Consider the following 21,509-nt stretch of genomic DNA (forward strand, 5'->3'; position numbering starts at 1 on the left):
TCCTTAAATTGAAAGTTTATCAACACGTTTACCACCAATAAATAGGTTGATCACCGCACGGGTACCTACAATTGCTGTAAACATAGAGGTTAAAATACCAATTGCTAGGGTTACCGCAAAGCCTGCAACAGGACCGGTACCAACAGCAAACAAGATAATCGCCGCAATTAATGTGGTGATATTGGCATCAAAAATAGTACTAAAGGCGCTATCGTAACCAAAATGAACCGCTTGTTGAGGGCTGCGGCCATCAGCGAGCTCTTCACGAATACGCTCAAATATAAGTACGTTCGCATCAACAGCCATACCAACGGTTAGTACAATACCTGCGATACCCGGCAGGGTAAGCGTTGCACCTGGAATTAACGACATTACACCAATAATAAGTACTAAGTTGGCAGCCAGTGCGATATTCGCAACAAGACCAAAACCTTTGTAGTAAATAAGCATAAAGGCCAGTACAAATGCAAAACCTAAGGCTACAGCGGTCATACCTGCTTCAATGTTTTCTTGACCTAGGCTTGGCCCAACCGTACGTTCTTCTACTATTTGAATAGGCGCAACCAGTGCACCCGCGCGAAGTAGTAAACTTAAGTTATGTGCTTCAGCGGGGTTATCAATACCGGTAATACGGAATGAACGGTCAAGACGCGCTTGAATGGTTGCTACGTTAATCACTTCTTCCACTTTAATTGGTGGAAGTGCTTTACCTTCGCTGTCTTTTTTACCCGATGGCTTGTACTCAATAAACACGGTAGCCATACGTTTACCAATAGCACGTTTGGTGAAGGCATTCATTTTTGCCCCACCTTTACTATCGAGTTTAATGCTTACTTGTGGACGCTGGTATTCATCTGCACCTGACTGCGCGCCAGTAATATGGCTACCTTCAAGAATAATGCGCTTTTTTAGTACCACAGGATAACCATCACGGCTCATGATCATTTCAGTACCCGGTGGGATACGACCTTGAGCAGCGGCGCTTATGTCAGCATTTTCGTCAACTTCACGAAACTCAAGCGTGGCCGTAGCACCTAAAATTTCTTTAGCGCGAGCGGTATCTTGAATCCCTGGTAATTGCACAATAATACGTTCAGCACCTTGGCGCTGTACGTTTGGCTCTGCAACCCCAATTTGGTTGATACGATTACGAATAATCGTTTCGTTTTGTTTGATAGCATAGTCACGAATTTCTTTTAGCTTTAGCTCACTCATAGTGGCAAAGAATGCGTTATCGTTACTGCTATCATCAATGTAAACGTTTAATGGGTAACGGCTTTCTAAAAAGCGCTCTGCGGCTTCTTTATCTTCTTCGTTACGCATTTCTACACGCATACGCTCTGAGCCTGCTACACGGCGCACACTACGATAACGTAGTTTTTCTTCGCGCAGGTCGCTACGAAAATCTTGCTCCATTTGCTCAAGCTGATTATCAACCGCAGTGACCATGTCGATTTCCATGGTGAAATGTACACCACCACTTAAATCTAGGCCTAACTTCATTGGGTTACCGCCAAGCGACTTTAACCAAGCCGGTTGTGCAGGAGCCATATTAATAGCTGAGATATAATCGTCACTAAGTGAGTTACGCAATAAGTCTTGCGCTTTTAGTTGGTCTTCAACGTTTTTAAAACGAACAAGAATTTGCCCGTCTTCGAGTTTCGTCGATTTAGCGCTGACGTTATCTTTTTTGAGGATTGCGTTTACTTTGTCTACAACACTGAGGTCGACATCGGTGCCTTTAGCGCCAGAAACTTGTATGGCCGGATCGCGGCCATACAAGTTTGGTGAAGCATATAAAAGGCCAATGGCTAACACAGCTAAAACAAGTAAATACTTCCAAATTGGAAACTTGTTTAACACGGGGCCGTCCTTATTATTTTTATAGCGACTTCATTGTGCCTTTAGGCAGTACAGCAGATACTGCTGATTTTTGTACAGTTACTTCTGCTTGCTCATTTAATGAGATCACGATGAAGTCTTTATCTTCAGCAATTTTTACGATTTTACCCACTAAACCACCTTGGGTTAGCACTTCATCGCCTTTTGCCATCGCGCTCATTAAGCTTTTATGCTCTTTTACGCGCTTTGCTTGCGGGCGGTAAATTAAAAAGTAAAAAACCAAACCAAAAATCGCTAACATAATTAGCATTTCCATACCGCCGCCTGCTGCAGGTGCGCCAGCGCTTGCATGTGCGTTTGAAATAAATAAACTCATAATACTTCCTCTTTAATTTTTAAATTTTAATTTGTTGTATCAGCTAGCTCTGGCACTTCTTGGCCTCGGCGAGCGTAAAAATCGTGTACAAATGTCTCTAGTTGACCTTCGCTAATAGCATTACGCAAACCTTCCATAACACGTTGATAGTATCGTAAGTTATGGATAGTGTTTAGTCGTGCGCCAAGAATTTCGTTACATTTGTCTAAATGATGCAAATAAGCACGCGAATAATTCTTACAGGTATGGCAATCACACTCTGGATCAAGTGGGCCAGTATCTGTTTTATGCACTGCGTTACGGATTTTTATGATGCCAGTAGTAATAAATAAGTGACCGTTACGTGCATTGCGCGTTGGCATTACACAGTCAAACATATCTATACCACGGCGAACCGATTCAACTAGGTCTTCTGGCTTGCCAACACCCATTAGGTAACGCGGTTTGTTTTCTGGCATTTTATAAGCACAATGATCAAGAATATTAATCATTTCATGTTTAGGCTCACCCACCGATAAACCACCGAGTGCATAACCATCAAAACCAATCTCTTCAAGGCCCGCTTGTGATTGTGCACGAAGCTCAGGATACATACCGCCTTGAATAATACCAAACAATGCTGATGGGTTGTCGCCATGCCCTTCTTTAGAACGCTTAGCCCAACGAAGAGAAAGCTCCATAGAGTCTTTGGCTTCTTTTTCGGTGGCAGGATATGGCGTACATTCGTCAAATATCATCACGATATCTGAGCCAAGATCACGCTGCACTTCCATTGATTTTTCTGGCGACATCATAATTTGGTCACCATTTACAGGCGATTGAAACATAACGCCTTCTTCAGTGATTTTACGCATTGCACCAAGGCTAAATACTTGGAAACCGCCTGAGTCAGTTAAAATTGGGAAGTCCCAATTCATAAAGTCGTGTAAATCACCATGCTGTTTAATGATTTCAGTACCAGGGCGCAACATTAAGTGAAATGTATTGCCCAAACAAATTTGTGCACCCGTTGCTTTTACTTCATCAGGTGTCATACCCTTAACCGTGCCGTAAGTACCTACAGGCATAAACGCCGGTGTTTCTATTACACCTCGGTCAAAAATCAAGCGGCCGCGGCGCGCTTTACCATCAGTGCAGTCTAATTCAAATTTCATAATATCCTCTGTGTCGGAAAAACAGTCCAACAAGCTATAATTTAACCGCTCGATTCTACCCTTTTTACCACCCTATTACTATTAGCAGTGAGAAATTCACTGTGCTTAGGAGTAAATAAAAACCGATGACGCTGTAAATTATTTACGGGTCAAAAACATCGCATCGCCATAGCTAAAAAAGCGATACTGTTGTTCAATCGCCGTATTGTAAGCGCCCATAATGTTGTCTTGCCCTGCAAAGGCACTAACTAACATGATCAGAGTTGATTCGGGTAAATGGAAGTTAGTTACCATGGCATCAACAACGTTAAATTGATAACCCGGAAAAATAAAGATATCGGTATCGCCAAAGTAAGTATCTAGCTTGCCGCCATGTATTTTTGCTGCAGACTCAAGTGAGCGTACTGAAGTTGTACCTATAGCAATCACTCGCCCGCCTTTGGCTTTGGTGCTTGCAACCGCATCCACCACATCTTGTGGCACTTCAATATATTCAGAGTGCATGATGTGCTCATCAACACTCTCAACTCTTACAGGCTGAAAGGTGCCAGCACCAACGTGCAAGGTTACAAACGCCATTTGCACGCCTTTATCTTTGAGCGCAGCCATGAGTTCATCGTCAAAATGAAGACCTGCCGTAGGTGCAGCAACAGCGCCTGGCTTTTCGCCATATACCGTTTGGTAACGCTCACGGTCGGCTTCGTTATCTGGGCGGTCAATATAAGGAGGAAGCGGCATGTGACCGACATCATTTAAAATGTCGAGCACATTTTCACTGCGGTCAAACTCAAGCTCAAATAAGGTATCATGGCGTGCCACCATAATAGCTTTTGCTTTGCCCTCTAAAATGAGTACATTACCTGGCTTTGGGGATTTACTCGCACGAATATGCGCAAGTACGCGGTGTTCGTCTAATACGCGTTCAACGAGTACCTCAACTTTACCACCAGACTCTTTTTGACCAAACATACGCGCAGGTATAACCTTGGTATTATTAAAAACCAGTAAATCGTTTTCGTTTACAAGCTCAAGTATGTCACTAAATATTTTATGCTCAATCTCACCAGTTGGCCCGTTTAGGCTCAATAAACGGCTACTCGTTCTATCTGCTTTAGGAAAACGAGCAATTAATTCATCAGGTAAGTCAAAGCTAAAATCAGCTACGCGCATTGTTAGAATTCCACATCATTTAAAATCGCGCCAAGTGTATACCCAAACCACCTCAAAATGCGAGTTTCAGTTGGAATTAAAAGCGATTTAGGCAAGGCATTGATTGCAAATAATAGTGGTTCTATTATTAATATCAATAACGCAGTATAAATCGCTTTTAAACCAACCCGTGGGCGTTTCACAGGGGCATACTCTCATCGTTGCTACTTCTTGAAAGGGACTACCATGACTGCAAAGTATCGCCTTGATATTAAGCCCCTGTGAAGCGCTGAATTCTGCATTTTGAGGTGGTTTGGGTATATTTAAACCACCTCAAAATGCGAGTTTCAGTTGGAACTAAAAGCGATTTAGGCAAGGCATTGATTGCAAATAATAGTGGTTCTATTATTAATATCAATAACGCAGTATAAATCGCTTTTAAACCAACCCGTGGGCGTTTCACAGGGGCATACTCTCATCGTTGCTACTTCTTGAAAGGGACTACCATTACTGCAAAGTATCGCCTTGATATTAAGCCCCTGTGAAGCGCTGAATTCTGCATTTTGAGGTGGTTTGGGTATTTAACTATTAGTAATGAAGCTCAAGATATCCCACATATTCTCCCTAATTAGCCATCAATGAACTACATTTAAAATAGCGGTTAAATACGCTTGTTCTTATCGCTAAATATCATTACTCTTACTGTTTTATGATCTGCATCTCTCGGAGTGGTACCTACGTGGCAAAACAGCTTAAATTGCTAATATTGAATGCAAGTAATGATGAGCGCCAGACTATTCGTGCCACGTTAGAGAGGCTTAATGTGTTTGAGTTCATTGAAGCATCAGACAGCCAAGACGCCCTAAAAATATTAAAAAATCAAAGCGTAAATATAATCATAACTGGCTTAGATGTAGGTAAAATTGATGGTTGGCGGTTTTCCCGTATGATCCGCTCTGGATTACTAAACACGCCTAAAAATACGCCTATTTTACTTATTCCGCCGATTTATTGTGAGCGAATCGCCGAGACTACTGCAAGAAGTTATGGCATAGATGCGGTACTGCCTTTTGAGCGCCAAGATATTCTGCCGCAAATACTCGCAAATGTTCTGTCGAGTCATTTAGAAAAAAGTAGTCGCTTAAACCTGTTGTTATTAGAACCCTTTGCCAGCAGAGCAAACGACATGAGTGAGCAATTAAAACTTAACTTTGCTATCACCCATGTTACAACTGAGAAAGCGGCGCTAAGTGCTTATAATCAGCAGCCTTTTGCTATCGTGCTACTGGATGCCACAGCGGCACAAGCAGAAAGCTCAAATCAATTAGTCGAAAAAATTCTGCAGCATAACCCTCAGCAAGCCATTGTTACTATTATTGACAAAAACGATGCCGATTACGCCGAGCAGTTATTACTTTCAGGCGTTACCGACTTTATTCGCGCCCCTTACGATCCCTCATTTTTAAATAAAGTCTGTGACCACGCAGCTCGTCGTGAAGACTTTATGGTCAGCTATGCTGAGTTTGCCAATAAAGTGCAGCAATTAAGTATTAGTGAAGTAAAGTATCGCGACCTGTTTTCAGCACATCAACGTATTTTATTGCACCTAAATACCGTGGTGCTTGAGCTAGACCAGCAAGGCAATATTCGCTTTATAAACCCTGCATGGGAGTCTTTGAGTGGTTTCGGGGTTAAATCGACCTTGAAACAGCCATTAACTGCATTTTGTACCAAAGAGTATAAACAGTCGTTACAATCCACTATTGATGACATTTTACAAGGTGGCGCAAATAAACAAAAAATAGAAGTTAAACTGCAACAAAAAAATGGCAATTCGGTGTGGGTTGAATGCCGCCTTCAGCTAATAAAAAATAGCAGTAATAACGCAACCATTACCGCCACACTCGATAATATTCATGAGCGTAAGCAAGCTGAGCTTCAATTACGCCATTTGGCATTGCATGACACGTTAACCGGCCTACATAATCGTTATTACTTTGACCAACAACTTAACTATATTTGCCAAAGCGAAAATACCTATGCAAATATTGAGCATGCGCTGATTTATATCGATCTTGATCACTTTAAAATAATCAACGACAGTAAAGGCCACCAACAAGGCGATATTGTTTTAAAAGAAGTGGCACAATTGTTTATTGCCAATATTAGTAATGAGCACCTGATCTGCCGAGTGGGTGGCGATGAGTTTGCGGTGATCCTTAAAAACACCAATTTATTAGATGCGCATTTAATCGCAGAGGGGATTTGTAGTGCCATTGAGGGCAACCAATTTAAGTCAGAAGATCAAGTGTATTCAATTAGCTGCTCTATTGGCTTAACACAAATTACTGCTGATAACTGCGACCCAAATGAATGTTTAAAGCAATCAGATATTGCGCTATATATTGCTAAAAATTTAGGCCGTAACTTAGTACATTGTTATTCAAAACAAGATGGTGAAAACAATGCGCTGCAAACGGGCTTAGAATGGGGTCATGGTGTACGCCAAGCTCTACAACAAGACAGTATAGAACTTCATTATCAACCCATTTGGGACTTTAAAACTAATCAGGTTGCTTACTTTGAAGTACTACTGAGATTAAAGCTCAACGACGAACTTATTTACCCAAATCAATTTATTCCCTCATTGGAAATGCTTAACGACACCTTTTTAATGGATCAATGTGTTATTCGTAACAGTATTGCGAGTGTTGCTGCGCACCCAGAGCTTCTTCAGGTTGCAATAAATTTATCGGCACAATCATTTTTAGATGAGCGTTTACTGCCGTTAATAGAGTCGAGCCTCGAAAAATATCAAGTGCCTCCGTCAAAAATTATTTTTGAAATAACCGAATCGGCTAGCATTAATAATTTGGCTGCCACTCGTAAAATGATTGAACGGTTAAATAATTTAGGCTGCCACTTTTCGATTGATGACTTTGGTACCGGATTTAGTACCTTTAATTATCTTAAACAATTACCAGCCCAACATGTGAAAATTGACGGCTCATTTGTCCGCGATATGCTTAACGACTCCATTGATTTAGCGCTAGTAAAAGCTATAAACGACATCAGTCGGTCACTAGATAAGCGCTCTGTGGCTGAATATGTGGAAACCGCTGAAGTATTTTTTGCACTCAAAGAAATAGGCGTAGACTACGGGCAAGGCTATTTTATTGCTCGCCCTGTCCCTATCGACAAGGTACTGATTGAATTAGAAAAAATAAAGAACAACCCTATTTTTTATCAAGATACCCTCACATCACTATAAACATTAATAAACAAATTTAAGCAATTTATTACTACCAAAATTGCCCATCTAACCTATACTTTGCTTATCGGCAGCACAATGTCATGAAAATTAAGTGATTACCTTGATTTTACATGACATCTTTATTTCTTATCATCTAGATGTCTATACTCTTAAAGATGGACATTTGGTCATAAGGAGGATGTTTATGACGCAACTAATCACGTTATTATTGTTTATACACTTTGCTATTGCGCTTCAATGTTACAAGTATGCTCAGATTAAAGGCTACCCTGTAAAAACCTTTACAGTGCTTGGACTGGTGCCTTACTTCAATGTTGTTGTGTGGGTTTACTTATTGTTTTTACCGCCTCTAGAGAGCTACCATGGCCAGCACAAGCAGCCACTTTAATTCCCTGTGTTATTGAGCGTATTATCTCTAATACGCTTTTTTTACGTTACTTAAAATCAACACTGCACTGCTTTTTCAAAAAGACCTCTAACTGTTGGCTAAACAATTTAAAGTCACGAATCCGCCCCGTTGTTTTGCGCCACAGTACACCAATATCACGATAGGCATCACCTTGTGATGGCGTAGCAAGCATGTTTTTGTTTTCTAAAATACCCGCGTTAATCGCCATTTGCGGTAAAAAAGTCACGCCAAGTTTGTACTCAACCATACTCAATAAAGTATGTAAGCTAGCTGCCTCAAAGGGATTTATACAGCTAGAGCGGTTTAAATGACACGCACTGAGCGCATGCCCAGTCATACAGTGCTCTCGCTCAAGTAAAAATACACTCGCTTCTGGTAGTAAATTAAAGTCTTTAATGCCTTTAGCTGGTGTGTAGTCTTTATGGTGCACTAAGCTAAAATGATCTTGTGCAAGTACTTGTGTATGAAATTTATCGGTTTCGTAGGGCAGCGCTAATAGTGCCAAGTCAATTTGCCCATGCTCTAACTTATCAAGTAGCTTGTCGCTGGTATCCTCCACTAAAACTAACTCTAAGTCAGCAAACGTTTGCTGACAAAAGTGATAAAGAGGCGCTGCAATAAAGCTCGCAATCGTGGGAATAACACCGACCGTTAATGTGCCGCTAAGCGGCGTTAAAAAGCTTTTGGTAAGCTCTTTTAAGCTAATAGTGTCGTTAATGATTTTTCTTGAACGCTCAACAACCTCTTCACCAATGGTGGTAAACATAAGACTGCGATTTTCTCGTTCTATAAGCTGACACCCTAAGGTCTCTTCTAAATTTTGAATTGCGGTGCTCAGCGTTGACTGGCCAATAAAGCAGGCACTTGCTGCGCGGCCAAAATGTTGATGCTGATGCACAGCTAATAAATACTGTAGCTGCTTTATACTAGGGAGATTGGTCATTTTTCTTTCCACAAATAAAAAGACCCCAACACCAAGGGTGTTGAGATCTTTTCAAGCTAAAAGTCTTTTAAGTACTTTTTATTAAACCCCAAAAGCGGTTCTTAGTACGTAGAAAATAACAATAGCAAGGGCTGCACCAACTGGCAATGTAATTACCCAAGAAACTACAATATTTCTTATTACACCCATATTAAGTGCGGCAATACCACGTGCCATGCCTACACCCAACACGGCACCCACTAGGGTTTGTGTGGTTGAGATAGGTAAGCCTGTGCCCGATGCAATAACAACGGTAGATGCAGCGGCTAATTCAGCAGCAAAACCACGGCTTGGTGTTAAATGTGTAATTCCTTCACCAATGGTTTTAATTACTTTTTTGCCTAAAATAGCAAGACCGGCAACAATACCTAAACCACCCAGTGGTAATATCCACCAAGCAATAGCCGCTTTCTTCGCGATTTCACCATTATTTTCAACAATGTTTACAACAGCAGCTAGTGGTCCAATTGCGTTAGCAACATCATTAGAACCATGAGCAAATGCCATACAACAGGCTGTTAGCACCATAAGTACTGCAAACACTTTTTCTACATTGTTAAACTGCATTTCTCTATCCGCTTTAGGATCGATATTTAAACGAGAAATCGCAATTTTACCAATAACAGCAACTAGTACCGCTATACCTATAGAAATAGCAAAACCTTCAAAGGTACCTAAATTAATACCAATGTGCTTTAAGCCTTTTTTAATGGTCACAAGTGCCATAATAAAGCCAGCTAAACCCATGTATATTGGTACAAAGCGCTTTGCATTTTTAAGTGGAGCGTCTGTATCAAATATCAGCTTTTGCGCACTCATAAATATTAAGTACGCTATAAAACCTGATATCGCCGGCGTTACAATCCAGCTACCTACGATACCGGCAACCTTACCCCATTGAATAGCCTCTGTGCCTACTGCAACCAGAGCAAAGCCAATGATAGCGCCAATGATTGAATGAGTCGTCGATACCGGCCAGCCTAAAAACGAGGCCATTAATAACCAACTGCCCGCGGCAAATAACGAGGCGATCATACCTAAAATCATCAATTCAGGAATGTCGGCAAATGGGGCCGCATCAATAATCCCTTTACGAATTGTTGATGTTACTTCACCACCGGCTAAATAAGCACCTGCAAACTCAAAAATCATCGCGATAAAAATCGCTTGTTTAATGGTAAGTGCCTTTGAACCTACTGATGTACCCATCGCGTTGGCAACGTCATTTGCGCCAATACCATAAGCCATAAAAAAGCCGACTGCTGCGGCAATTAAAATTAATACCGTGCCGTAAGATGCAATGATATCCATTGTGTAACCTTAATCTTTCGTGTTTGAACTGATTTTAAATTAACGAGCTAACATCAGCTCAAGACGTGATCCTACGCGCTCTGCAATATCTGCAAGCTCGCCAACCCATTCAATGATTTTGTATAAAAACATTACATCTACTGGATTTAGCTCACTTTCTACTTTACGTAGTTGGCGGCGTATTCTAATTTGCATTTCATCCGTGTCTTGTTCTATGGCATCCAATTCTACGAGCATTTTTTCAACCAGAGTAACTTCTCTGCCTTTAAAGCCCGTTTCTAACAATTCTTCTAATTCATTAATCGCTTTAGATGCTTGTTTTGTTGCATCAACACAACGAGTTACATACGCCAAAAAGTCTTCTTGAATCTCTTTTGGTATGATCATCTCACGACCAATTACACGCCCAGCAATGTCTTTTGCCTTATTAGCAATTTTGTCTTGTTGGGTTACTAATTCGAGAAGGTCTGTACGCTCTACCGGCATGAATAATCCGCCAGGTAGTTGTAAGCGTATAGTTCTTTTCATTTCATCGGCTTCACGTTCTAAATTACGAATAGTTAAACGTAGCTCTTCAGCTTGTTGCCATTCTTCTTTAAAAACATGATTAAAAAAAGGTATCAAACTTTCGCTTGCTTGATGCGCTTTTCTGATGTGTTCTTCTATTGGTTTTATAGGTGATTTTGCAAAAACACCTAAAAAATTTGTTGGCATAACTGACCCTTTAATCAATTCAATATGCTGTTCAGCGTGAATTTTACAGCATTAAGCTAGATTGTGAACGCTTTTTCTCATTCAATTATTTACAAAAAATAAAAAAGGCAGTGTATTACTGCCTTTCTTATTTTCTAGTTATTCGTATCACTACAGTGATTTTTCAATATCTTCTTGAGATGTATGACGAATATCTTTACCGTTTACAAAATAAATGACATATTCCGCGATGTTTTGACAACGATCACCGATACGCTCTAATGAGCGAACAGACCATACTAAATCCATAATTTTTGGAATTGAGCGCGGATCTTCCATCATGTACGTCATTATTTGACGGGTGATAGCTTCATACTCTCTATCTACTTTAGCATCCTCTTTATGCACTTCAAATGCACGTTGCACATCCATACGTGCAAATGCATCTAAAACGTCATGCAGCATTTTAGATACTTGGCGACCCATATTTTCAATATTTACTAATAAATCTTGTTGATCCTTAGTAAATGAGTCTAGTGCAACTTTAGCAATTCGCTTAGCTTCATCACCAATTCTTTCTAAATCAGCAATGGTTTTTGCTATTGCAATTACTAAACGTAAATCACTGGCTGCCGGTTGGCGCTTAGCAATAATACGGGTGCAATCCTCATCAATACTGACTTCCATTGCATTAACTTTGTAGTCGTTTTCACGTACTTTTTGTGCCAATACCGCATCGTTTTTGCTAACTGCATCAAGCGCGCTATTAAGTTGTTGCTCAACCAACCCACCCATACTCAGTACATGGTTTCGCACATCTTCTAACTCTTGGTTAAAACGACCAGAAATATGTTTATTAATGTTGTGTTCCATAATGACCTTCTTTAATAATTCATTGTTTTAGCGTTTTAACCCGACTAGCCGTAGCGTCCGGTAATATAATCTTCAGTTTTTTTCTTCGTTGGTGTGGTAAATAAGGTATTGGTATCTGAATACTCAATGAGCTCACCCATATACATAAACGCGGTTTGATCAGATACCCGCGCTGCTTGTTGCATGTTATGAGTAACAATAACCACAGTAAACTTATTCTTTAAATCATTAATTAGTTCTTCAATCACTAAAGTTGAAATCGGGTCGAGTGCTGATGTTGGTTCATCAAGTAATAATACCTCTGGCTCTATCGCAATTGAGCGAGCAATAACTAAACGCTGCTGCTGACCACCCGATAAACCAAATGCGCTATCGTGAAGTCTGTCTTTTACTTCATCCCATAATGCCGCACCACGTAGCGATTGCTCTACCACTTCATCAAGTTTACGCTTTTCTTTGATCCCTTGCAGGCGAAGACCGTAAACCACATTCTCGTAGATTGATTTAGGAAACGGGTTTGGACGCTGAAACACCATGCCAACATTACGACGAAGCGCAGCAACATCTACGCTTTTGTCGTAAATATTTTGCCCGTGCAGCATTATTTCGCCTTCTATGCGACAAATATCAACCAAGTCATTCATACGGTTAATACAACGCAGCAAAGTTGACTTACCACAACCCGACGGACCGATAAATGCCGTTACTTGGCCTTTCGGAATGTTCATATTTACTTTACTCAGTGCTTGTTTATCACCGTAGTAAAGGTCGAGATCTTTAATTTCTAGCGCTTTTTGTTCGTCTGTTAAATTATTTAAATCTAACTTCAAGCTTGGCTTTGCTTGGTTTACTTTTGGAGCGACTGTAATCATGTTTGTTACCTATACTAAATTAATGCTCAAGCGATCTGAATTTTTCACGTAAATGGTTGCGTATACCAATGGCGGTGATGTTAAGGGTAATAATAACCGACACTAACAAAAAGGCCGTTGCATATACCAGCGGACGCGCCGCTTCAACGTTAGGGCTTTGAAAGCCAACATCGTAAATATGAAAACCTAAGTGCATGAACTTTCTATCTAAGTGTATGTAAGGGAAGTTACCATCAAGCGGCAACGTTGGTGCCATTTTTACCACACCCACCAGCATAAGCGGTGCAACTTCACCCGCAGCACGAGCAACCGCTAAAATTAACCCCGTCATAATAGCAGGGCTGGCCATAGGAATAATGATTCGCCATAACGTTTCTACCTTAGTCGCGCCCAGTGCTAATGAACCATCACGTACTGTGCTTGGAATACGAGATAAACCTTCCTCGGTTGACACAATTACCACAGGCAGAGTTAATATAGCCAAGGTGAGTGCCGACCACATCACACCGGGTGTACCAAATACAGGCGTAGGCGATGACTCTGGGTAAAATAGTTGGTCAACACTGCCACCTACCATATACACAAAGAAACCTAGACCGAATACACCATATACAATTGACGGAACACCCGCTAAGTTAATAACCGCAATACGGATCATTTTAGTAATTGCGTTTTTAGCTGCATATTCATGCAAATAAATGGCGGCAACCACACCAAATGGCGTCACAATCACAGCCATTAACATCACCATGAATACCGTACCAAAGATAGCAGGAAATACACCGCCTTCGGTATTGGCTTCACGTGGGTCATCTGAAACAAACTTGCCTAACTGCACAAAGTAATGGCCTAGTTTAGCAAAAAAGCCCATATCGTTTGGAAACCATACATCCAACACTTGATAAAGCGGGATAGTAACAATCTTACCACGCATATCTTTCACAGTTACTTGGTCACGCTTAGCTTGGTTACGCAGTGCAAATAACTCTTTTTCAAGCTCACCATATTGCGCACGTAAATCAGCACGGGCTTGAGCAAGTTCAGCTACGCGCTCATCAGTTAGCTCGTTATCAAGCAAATAAGCTTTTTCCTGTAAACGTAAACGCTCTAACTCGTAGTTTATATGACCAATATCACCATTTTGTAAATCCAGTGCTTCGTCATTTAAATCAACCGCACGCTCTACAAGATCATGTAATGTTTCAACTTTATCTGTAGTTATTGTTTCACCGTCTTTAATTACTGATTCTACATAACCGTAAAAGTTACCGTTTTTGCTACGCTCAAATACCGCGAGTGCTTTTGGTGCTGAGCTTTGTGTAATATCAGTTTCAAGTATCCAGCGAAAGTCTAAATCTACATACTCACGGTTACCGGTTTTAATTAGTAAACGCTCAACCTCGTCTTTTTCAAATTTAGAAACATCAATACCGGTTGCCGCTAAACGCGACTTAGGTACTAATTCACGGTCGTAAATTTCACCAATAACGGTTTGTTTAGTAATCGAGCCTTCAAGCTCATATTGCATAACTTGAGATGGCCAAAAAAAGCTTAATCCCTTCCATGCAATCATGGCGAGTAAACCAATTACTGAAATTAAACTGATGCTGACGGCACCACCGGTCATCCAAATCCAAGGAGAACCAGACCTAAACCACTGCTTTACCATGTCGTGTTTCTCCACTTACATTGAGCTATATTTTTCACGCAGCTGCTGACGAACAAATTCAGCAACGGTGTTGAAAATAAAGGTAAATATGAATAATACAAAGGCGGCTAAGAATAGAATTCGGTAATGCGAACTCCCCACTTCCGACTCTGGCATTTCGACGGCAATATTAGCGGCTAAGGTACGCATACCTTGGAAAATACTCCAATCCATAATCGGCGTATTACCGGTTGCCATCAGTACAATCATGGTTTCGCCTACGGCGCGACCTAACCCCATCATGACCGCAGAGAAAATACCTGGGCTAGCCGTAAGTAACACCACGCGAATTAGCGTTTGCCACTGCGTAGCACCTAATGCTAACGAGCCATTTGATAAATGTTTAGGCACACTAAATACCGCATCTTCGGCAATTGAGAAAATAGTTGGAATAACCGCAAAGCCCATCGCGATACCCACTACTAATGAATTACGCTGATCGAAGGTCATGCCTAATTCATTGGTTAGGTATTGACGCACATTGCCATCAAACATCCATAACTCAATACTTTCGCTCATCGCAAATGACAACCAACCAATAAATAACACCACAGGTATTAATAAAATTGAATGTGAGCCTTCAGGGATTTTATGGCGAATAACCGCAGGTAATTTATTCCAGCCTAAAGCGGTTGCTAAAATACCCAATGGCAGTAACACCAGTAAACCAACAATAGCCGGCAAGTGCTCTTCAATTAAAGGCGCTAACCACAAGCCAGCTAAAAAGCCGAGTATTACCGTTGGCAAAGCTTCCATTATTTCAACGGTCGGCTTAACCACTCGACGTAATTCGCTCGACATAAAGTAAGCGGTGTAAATAGCGGCTGAAATAGCAATAGGCACAGCAAATAACATTGCATACATAGCAGCCTTTAAAGTACCAAATGAAATTGGTACCAGTGAGAACTTAGATTCAAAATCATCACTTGCAGACGTTGATTGCCAAATATAACCCGGCTCAGGGTAACCCTCGTACCATACTTCTTGCCAAAGCGCTGACCACGTTACTTCTGGGTGTTCGTTATGAATTTCTAATACCGTTAGCTTGTTATCAGCCAAAATCAGCGCGGCATTTGAACGCGGAGCAATAGCAAACTGTTCAATTGCACCTTCACTGACTTTACCTTGCCACAACTTTGCTTCACTGGTTGTGTAATAAACACCTAGCTCACCATTTTGACCGGTTGTAAAAAAGGTGCGACGGTAAAACTCAGTAAAAATATTTAACTTACTTTGCTTGGTGGTTTCAAACGAACGAATTTTTTGAAACTCGCGACCTGAGTCAGTGTTTACTTCAAACCACTGCGATATTTCACCATTATCATTGGCCAGCATCAGGGAGTTAGCACCAGCTAATAATTGTGATGACACAATATTAGCGTTTTCTTCGTTGGCAGATAATAATTGGATTTGCTCTACTTCACTTGGGTAGCGAGTATCGAATACGTAAATTTGATTAGCAGAGCGAACAAATGTGCGGGTGGTATCCGGCGACATTAATAACTCATCTACGCGACCATCAACGTTCAATTCGGTACGTTCAACTTGCCATTCGACTTCACCGGTAAACATATTTTCTTCGGCTACAAAGCTGCTAAATACCACACGTTTATCGGCGGTAAGTGCCACAACGGCTGTTTTGTCCTCATAATGGCTAAAGGCAAAACGCTTAATAGCAGCACCTTGTTCATCAACTTCTAACGCCATCTCACCCAATGGATAACCTAAACGCGGGCTTAATTTACGTTCATTATTAGGGAAGGTGACTAAAAACTTAGGCGCAACAATAGTCACGGTGCCATTTTCTAAGCCATACGCATAATGACCTTGAAAAGGAGCACTATTTGCAAAGCTGGTTACCTTCGCAGGTAAAGTGGCATTAAGTGTTTTTAGTTTTTTACCAAAGTTTGCTTTATCAACACTATAGAAGTTAACTAGACCTTGATTATCAAGTAAGTAAGCAACCTCAGTTTGTTCTTCAACACCAAGCCCAACTATTTGCTCAGCATTAGCAACATTAAAGCTAGCGCGCTTTTCAACTTTAGCTGACTCGAAAATAGGCTGCACTACATAAAGAAGGTAAAAAAAGATCAATAGCAGTGCTATTAATACCATTATACCGCCTGCGGTTATGCCAAACTTAGCAAACCGGTCTTTAAATAGACGGCTTCGATCCGTATTAAAAGTCGGTTTATTCGGATTTGAAGTCATCAAAACACCCTTATATCTTAACGTTGGGCGCATTATATTTCATCAAAGTGACAGTAATGTTACAGTCGTAATAATTCTTTACTGGAACCACAAAATAATATTAAAGTATTGTTTTATTAAATAATTGTATTTATTTATGTGTTATTAATAAACTAAATCAATTATTAATTGGACAAACTATTTATCCAAGACAATACTCAATGGGCATCTAATATAACAATAATAAAGTAACCTATTAAGATATAACAATCCTTTTGTGGTTAGCTTTTACATACATTAAGAATCACATACATTAGATCGCATCACTTAATGCCTATGCATTTATTTTTTCATTTGGGCTTAAAAAGAGAACTATTATGAAGCAGTTGGTAATAACCATTTTAGGGGAAGATCGCCCCGGTTTAGTAGAAAGTATTTCATCGGTTATATTGGAAAACCACGGTAATTGGTTAAGCAGTAATTTAAGTCATTTGCTTGGCCACTTTGCTGGCATTATACAAGTTGAGGTGGCTGAAGAGCATTTACAGGCATTTCAAGATGCGCTTAATGGGCTTCCTAAATTAGATGTCCGTATTGAAAAAGGCAACACCGAAATTGAGCCTGTTGAACTCGAGCAGCTTAATTTTGTGATCACCGGGAACGATCGCCCCGGTATAGTCCAGGAGTTGGCAAGTGTTATTCGTCATAAAGGCGCTAATATTACGAACTTAAACTCAAGGCAGCAAAGTGCGCCAAACTGGGGGGTGCCAATTTTTAGTGCCGTTGCCACCGTTAGCCTGCCTAATGGGCTTAACAAAGACGAAGTAATTAACGCTCTTGAGTCGATTACGAGTGACTTAGTGGTTGATGTAGAGCAAAGTTAAATGTGCTCTATTATTTTAAATACGAAAAAGGCGCTTATTACAGCGCCTTTTTTATGCGTAACACTTGTTGCTACATATCTGCATAACGATTAATGCTTTGTATCATTTGCTTTAATCCTTGCTCTTCAAGTTGCAACAGCTCACTTAGTTTTTCTTGAGCCTCAGGTGATTGTGCTTTATCAGCCAAATAACTATATGCGTTCAATACTTTTTGATGCTGCTGAGATAAATACTCTTGAATTACTTGCTCATCTAACTGGTTACTGCGATCTAAATCAGTAAAGTTAATAATTTCTGAGTGCTCTGAAAAATATTCATAACAATACGTATCTAATGTGTTTATTTGCGTGATGGCTTTAAAGCCAATTAAATCCTCAGCGAGCTTTTTTTCATACTCAACACAATAATCAATTAGCTGTTTGTTATGCTCCCCGAGTAGGTCCTTTACACTAAAAAAATTAGCGGCCATTTGTGTGTGAAATTGAACGGTCCAATCGAACACTTCTTGGATTGTTTTAACTTGCATGTGCGTTCCTTACTATTTAACCCTAATGATTAAATAGATGCGTGAATCATGCCAATAAAAAACACAATAAAATCAGTAGGTAAAGTAAGGATGGGTAACTTGTACTGATTTTTTACAGTACAAGTTACACAACCAGTGTAAAAATTATAGGTTTCGCTTTCGCCATAATAAATACACCGCGGGTAACACCAGCAATGTTAAAACAATGGCGCTAAACATACCGCCAACCATGGGGGCGGCTATTCGACTCATTACTTCACTCCCCGTGCCTGTGCCATATAAAACAGGTAACAGGCCAATCACTATGGTTGCTACCGTCATCATTACCGGGCGAACGCGCAAACCGGCGCCTTCTAATATGGCGTGCTTAAGCTGCTCAATACTCATGCTTTTTCCTAATTGAGCGGCGGCCTCTACTTGCGCTTTATAGGCTTGGTTTAAATACACCAACATAATAACGCCTATTTCTACGGCCACCCCAGCAAGGGCAATAAAGCCGACCCCCACAGCAACAGAGAAATTAAAGCCTTCTAAATACATGAGCCAAATACCCCCTATCATCGCCAGTGGTAATGTCGCCATAATAATAAATACTTCAGTGAAGCTTCTAAAATTCAGGTAAAGCAGTACCACAATAATGGCTAAGGTTAACGGCAACACATAACTCAGTTTCGCCTTAGCGCGCTCCATGTATTCATATTGCCCTGCCCAAGTTATAGAATACCCTGCGGGTAAAATTAGCTGCTCGTTTAGTAACTGCTGAGCACTTTCTACGTAGCTGCCAATGTCAGTATCTTTAATATCAATAAAGCTCCAACCATTTAAACGGGCATTTTCACTTTTTATGCCAGGAGGGCCATCGCTAATGTATACATCAGCCACGTCGGCAAGTGCAATGCGTTGCCCAGCAGGGGTTACAATAGGCAGCAGCATTAACTCCTCTGGTGAATCACGATACGCTTGCGGATAACGAATATTAACCGGGTAGCGCTCTTGACCCTCAACCGTTTCAGTCACGTTCATCCCGCCAATAGCGGTTGCGACCACTTGCTGCACATCTGCAATATTTAAACTATAACGCGCTGCTTTTTCGCGGTTAATATCGACCTTGATATAACGCCCACCCGCTACTCGCTCTGAGTAAACCGATGCGGTACCTGGAAGATCTTTAAGCAGCACTTCTATTTGTTGGCCAATTTTTTGAATTTCATTCAAATTAGGCCCCGCGACTTTTATACCCACTGGGGTTTTAATCCCTGTAGCCAGCATATCTATTCGCGTTTTAATTGGCATTACCCAAGCGTTTGTGAGTCCTGGAAATTTTACTAAAGCATCCAGCTCTTGTTTGAGCTTTTCGGTGGTCATGCCCTCGCGCCACTGATCTTTAGGCTTAAACTGTATAAAGGTTTCAATCATGGTCAGTGGTGCCGGATCGGTTGCCGTTTCCGCTCGTCCAATTTTACCAAATACGGTTTTCACCTCGGGCACAGTGGCAATCAGCTTATCGGTTTGCTGTAATAGCTCGCGCGCTTTACCAATAGAAATCCCTGGGTAAGTGGTTGGCATATACATTAAATCCCCCTCATCAAGAGGTGGAATAAACTCACTGCCTATTTTATTAACCGGATAAAAGCCCACTAAAGTAATAATCAGTGCCACTAACAAGGTGCTTTTGGGGGATTTTAATACTATATTTAACAGCGGCTTATAACTATTTACCAATAAACGGTTAACTGGGTTTTTATTTTCAGATATCACTTTACCGCGAATAAAGTACCCCATCAGTACGGGTACTAAGGTAATTGCTAATCCAGCAGAAGCTGCCATTGCATAGGTTTTTGTGTACGCTAATGGCGCAAACATTCGTCCTTCCTGAGCTTCTAAAATAAATACCGGCATAAAGCTCACGGTAATGATTAATAAGCTAAAAAATAACGCAGGCCCAACTTCACTGGCAGAGTCAATCACCACTTGCCAACGGTTTTCATCTGTTAGCGGTTTTTTCTCCATATGCTTGTGCATGTTTTCAATCATCACAATCGCACCATCAGTCATAGCACCAATCGCAATAGCAATCCCGCCTAATGACATGATATTGGCGTTAATTCCCTGCCAATACATAATAATAAAAGCGGTGAGTATGCCTAAGGGCAAGGTAATAATAGCCACCAGCGATGAGCGTACATGGAATAAAAACACCACACACACTAAAGCAACTACAATCAGCTCTTCCATCAATTTAGAGGTGAGGTTATCAACTGCGTCTTTTATTAAATGAGAGCGATCGTACACAGGTACAATTTCAACCCCCTCAGGCAGGCCTTTTTTAAGTGACTCCAATTTAGCTTTGACGAGCTCTATAGTTTTTTGCGCGTTTTCACCAAAGCGCATCACTACTACGCCACCAGCCACCTCGCCTTCGCCGTTAAGCTCGGCAACACCACGGCGCATTTGAGGACCTAAACGCACATTAGCAACATCACGTAACTGTAGTGCAGTACCGTTAGCGTTTATACCTAGAGGAATCGCTTCTAAATCAGCCACACTTTTTACATAGCCAGTGCTGGTAACCATGTATTCGGCTTCTGCCATTTCAACAACTGATGCCCCCATTTCTTGGTTGCCTTGCTTAATGGCAGTTTGAATAAGGCTTAGCGGAATACCATAGGCACGTAACTTATCGGGCTGTACGTTAACTTGGTATTGTTTCACCATGCCACCTACCGATGCTACTTCGGATACACCGGGCACAGTTTGCAGTTCAAACTTTAAAAACCAATCTTGTAAACTGCGTAGCTGGCTAATATCGTGCTTACCTGTGGTATCAGTGAGTGCATATAAATACACCCAACCAACTCCTGTGGCATCCGGGCCTAGCTCTGCAATTGCCGTATTAGGTAAACGCGCAGATACTTGACTTAAATATTCTTGAACACGACTTCGTGCCCAGTATAAATCGGTGTCTTCGTCAAAAATAACGTACACGTAGGAGTCACCAAAAAACGAAAAACCGCGTACTGTTTGCGCCCCTGGTACCGATAACATCGCCGTGGTTATAGGAAATGTGACCTGATCTTGCACTACTTGCGGCGCTTGCCCAGGGTAAGATGTTTTAACAATAACCTGTACATCAGATAAATCGGGTAAGGCATCTACTGGGGTGTTTTTTACAGCATACAAGCCGCCACCAATCAATATAGCGGTCAGTAACAGTACAAAAAAACGATTAACAACAGACCAGCGAATAATTGCAGTAATCATAACCA

The 21,509-nt window shown here is 41.0% G+C and carries 16 protein-coding genes; 3 read left to right on the forward strand and 13 right to left on the reverse strand.

The features are described 5' to 3' along the window. Positions 1-3: 3 nt before the first annotated feature. The 4 genes from secD to queA all read right to left on the reverse strand — a co-directional run bounded on the left by secD (position 4) and on the right by queA (position 4,542). A complete protein-coding gene (secD, locus tag KK487_RS13770) occupies positions 4-1,863 on the reverse strand; it encodes a protein translocase subunit SecD (protein WP_013465988.1) in 1,860 nt (619 codons plus the stop codon). Between the two features lie 19 nt (positions 1,864-1,882). Then, on the reverse strand, positions 1,883-2,218 hold the full coding sequence (gene yajC, locus KK487_RS13775; RefSeq protein WP_010391747.1) for a preprotein translocase subunit YajC: 336 nt from the start codon (positions 2,216-2,218) through the stop codon (positions 1,883-1,885). A 26-nt stretch (positions 2,219-2,244) separates the two neighbouring features. Beyond that, positions 2,245-3,372 carry a tRNA guanosine(34) transglycosylase Tgt gene (tgt, locus tag KK487_RS13780; protein ID WP_028835575.1) on the reverse strand — a complete coding sequence of 376 codons (1,128 nt, stop codon included), beginning with the start codon at positions 3,370-3,372 and terminating at the stop codon, positions 2,245-2,247. Between the two features lie 138 nt (positions 3,373-3,510). Beyond that, a complete protein-coding gene (gene queA / locus KK487_RS13785) occupies positions 3,511-4,542 on the reverse strand; it encodes a tRNA preQ1(34) S-adenosylmethionine ribosyltransferase-isomerase QueA (RefSeq protein WP_033103725.1) in 1,032 nt (343 codons plus the stop codon). Between the two features lie 718 nt (positions 4,543-5,260). Between queA and KK487_RS13790 the strand changes: the two genes are divergently transcribed. After that, positions 5,261-7,792 carry an EAL domain-containing protein gene (locus tag KK487_RS13790; RefSeq protein ID WP_128583767.1) on the forward strand — a complete coding sequence of 844 codons (2,532 nt, stop codon included), beginning with the start codon at positions 5,261-5,263 and terminating at the stop codon, positions 7,790-7,792. Between the two features lie 187 nt (positions 7,793-7,979). Beyond that, positions 7,980-8,183: a hypothetical protein gene (locus KK487_RS13795; protein ID WP_008114823.1), complete on the forward strand. Its 204-nt coding sequence runs from the start codon at positions 7,980-7,982 to the stop codon at positions 8,181-8,183. Between the two features lie 46 nt (positions 8,184-8,229). Here the strand turns inward: KK487_RS13795 and KK487_RS13800 are convergent, their stop codons facing one another. From KK487_RS13800 to KK487_RS13830, 7 genes are all read right to left on the reverse strand, one after another. Continuing rightward, the gene (locus KK487_RS13800; protein WP_008114821.1) at positions 8,230-9,147 is read right to left on the reverse strand and encodes a hydrogen peroxide-inducible genes activator; all 918 of its coding nucleotides are present in this window, start codon (positions 9,145-9,147) and stop codon (positions 8,230-8,232) included. A gap of 81 nt (positions 9,148-9,228) precedes the next feature. Beyond that, positions 9,229-10,497 (reverse strand): inorganic phosphate transporter, encoded by a 1,269-nt coding sequence (locus KK487_RS13805; protein WP_008114819.1) that lies wholly within the window; start codon positions 10,495-10,497, stop codon positions 9,229-9,231. A 39-nt stretch (positions 10,498-10,536) separates the two neighbouring features. Continuing rightward, positions 10,537-11,211: a TIGR00153 family protein gene (locus KK487_RS13810; RefSeq protein ID WP_008114817.1), complete on the reverse strand. Its 675-nt coding sequence runs from the start codon at positions 11,209-11,211 to the stop codon at positions 10,537-10,539. Between the two features lie 150 nt (positions 11,212-11,361). Then, positions 11,362-12,063: a phosphate signaling complex protein PhoU gene (gene phoU, locus KK487_RS13815; RefSeq protein WP_008114815.1), complete on the reverse strand. Its 702-nt coding sequence runs from the start codon at positions 12,061-12,063 to the stop codon at positions 11,362-11,364. A 44-nt stretch (positions 12,064-12,107) separates the two neighbouring features. Continuing rightward, positions 12,108-12,935 carry a phosphate ABC transporter ATP-binding protein PstB gene (gene pstB, locus KK487_RS13820; protein ID WP_008114812.1) on the reverse strand — a complete coding sequence of 276 codons (828 nt, stop codon included), beginning with the start codon at positions 12,933-12,935 and terminating at the stop codon, positions 12,108-12,110. A 19-nt stretch (positions 12,936-12,954) separates the two neighbouring features. After that, positions 12,955-14,604: a phosphate ABC transporter permease PstA gene (gene pstA / locus KK487_RS13825; RefSeq protein ID WP_036956716.1), complete on the reverse strand. Its 1,650-nt coding sequence runs from the start codon at positions 14,602-14,604 to the stop codon at positions 12,955-12,957. Positions 14,605-14,619: 15 nt separating this feature from the next. Further along, positions 14,620-16,854: an ABC transporter permease subunit gene (locus tag KK487_RS13830; RefSeq protein ID WP_036956717.1), complete on the reverse strand. Its 2,235-nt coding sequence runs from the start codon at positions 16,852-16,854 to the stop codon at positions 14,620-14,622. A gap of 356 nt (positions 16,855-17,210) precedes the next feature. Here KK487_RS13830 and KK487_RS13835 point away from each other — a divergent pair, with 356 nt between their 5' ends. After that, positions 17,211-17,717: a glycine cleavage system transcriptional repressor gene (locus KK487_RS13835; RefSeq protein WP_013465996.1), complete on the forward strand. Its 507-nt coding sequence runs from the start codon at positions 17,211-17,213 to the stop codon at positions 17,715-17,717. A gap of 70 nt (positions 17,718-17,787) precedes the next feature. Here KK487_RS13835 and KK487_RS13840 read toward each other — a convergent pair whose 3' ends face one another. Then, a complete protein-coding gene (locus KK487_RS13840) occupies positions 17,788-18,243 on the reverse strand; it encodes a hypothetical protein (protein ID WP_036956718.1) in 456 nt (151 codons plus the stop codon). Between the two features lie 144 nt (positions 18,244-18,387). Beyond that, a complete protein-coding gene (locus tag KK487_RS13845; RefSeq protein ID WP_036956736.1) occupies positions 18,388-21,504 on the reverse strand; it encodes an efflux RND transporter permease subunit in 3,117 nt (1,038 codons plus the stop codon). Positions 21,505-21,509: the final 5 nt, after the last annotated feature.

This window comes from Pseudoalteromonas sp. SiA1 (assembly GCF_018732205.1).
GTDB classification, from domain to species: domain Bacteria; phylum Pseudomonadota; class Gammaproteobacteria; order Enterobacterales; family Alteromonadaceae; genus Pseudoalteromonas; species Pseudoalteromonas tetraodonis.

Excerpts from the sequence above, each read along its gene's own strand:
- KK487_RS13845 (WP_036956736.1), bottom strand. The coding sequence starts at position 21,504 with ATGATTACTGCAATTATTCGCTGGTCTGTTGTTAATCGTTTTTTTGTA.
- yajC (WP_010391747.1), bottom strand. The coding sequence starts at position 2,218 with ATGAGTTTATTTATTTCAAACGCACATGCAAGCGCTGGCGCACCTGCA.
- KK487_RS13830 (WP_036956717.1), bottom strand. The coding sequence starts at position 16,854 with ATGACTTCAAATCCGAATAAACCGACTTTTAATACGGATCGAAGCCGT.
- pstB (WP_008114812.1), bottom strand. The coding sequence starts at position 12,935 with ATGATTACAGTCGCTCCAAAAGTAAACCAAGCAAAGCCAAGCTTGAAG.
- KK487_RS13840 (WP_036956718.1), bottom strand. The coding sequence starts at position 18,243 with ATGCAAGTTAAAACAATCCAAGAAGTGTTCGATTGGACCGTTCAATTT.
- queA (WP_033103725.1), bottom strand. The coding sequence starts at position 4,542 with ATGCGCGTAGCTGATTTTAGCTTTGACTTACCTGATGAATTAATTGCT.
- tgt (WP_028835575.1), bottom strand. The coding sequence starts at position 3,372 with ATGAAATTTGAATTAGACTGCACTGATGGTAAAGCGCGCCGCGGCCGC.
- KK487_RS13800 (WP_008114821.1), bottom strand. The coding sequence starts at position 9,147 with ATGACCAATCTCCCTAGTATAAAGCAGCTACAGTATTTATTAGCTGTG.
- KK487_RS13810 (WP_008114817.1), bottom strand. The coding sequence starts at position 11,211 with ATGCCAACAAATTTTTTAGGTGTTTTTGCAAAATCACCTATAAAACCA.
- pstA (WP_036956716.1), bottom strand. The coding sequence starts at position 14,604 with ATGGTAAAGCAGTGGTTTAGGTCTGGTTCTCCTTGGATTTGGATGACC.
- KK487_RS13835 (WP_013465996.1), top strand. The coding sequence starts at position 17,211 with ATGAAGCAGTTGGTAATAACCATTTTAGGGGAAGATCGCCCCGGTTTA.
- KK487_RS13795 (WP_008114823.1), top strand. The coding sequence starts at position 7,980 with ATGACGCAACTAATCACGTTATTATTGTTTATACACTTTGCTATTGCG.
- KK487_RS13805 (WP_008114819.1), bottom strand. The coding sequence starts at position 10,497 with ATGGATATCATTGCATCTTACGGCACGGTATTAATTTTAATTGCCGCA.
- phoU (WP_008114815.1), bottom strand. The coding sequence starts at position 12,063 with ATGGAACACAACATTAATAAACATATTTCTGGTCGTTTTAACCAAGAG.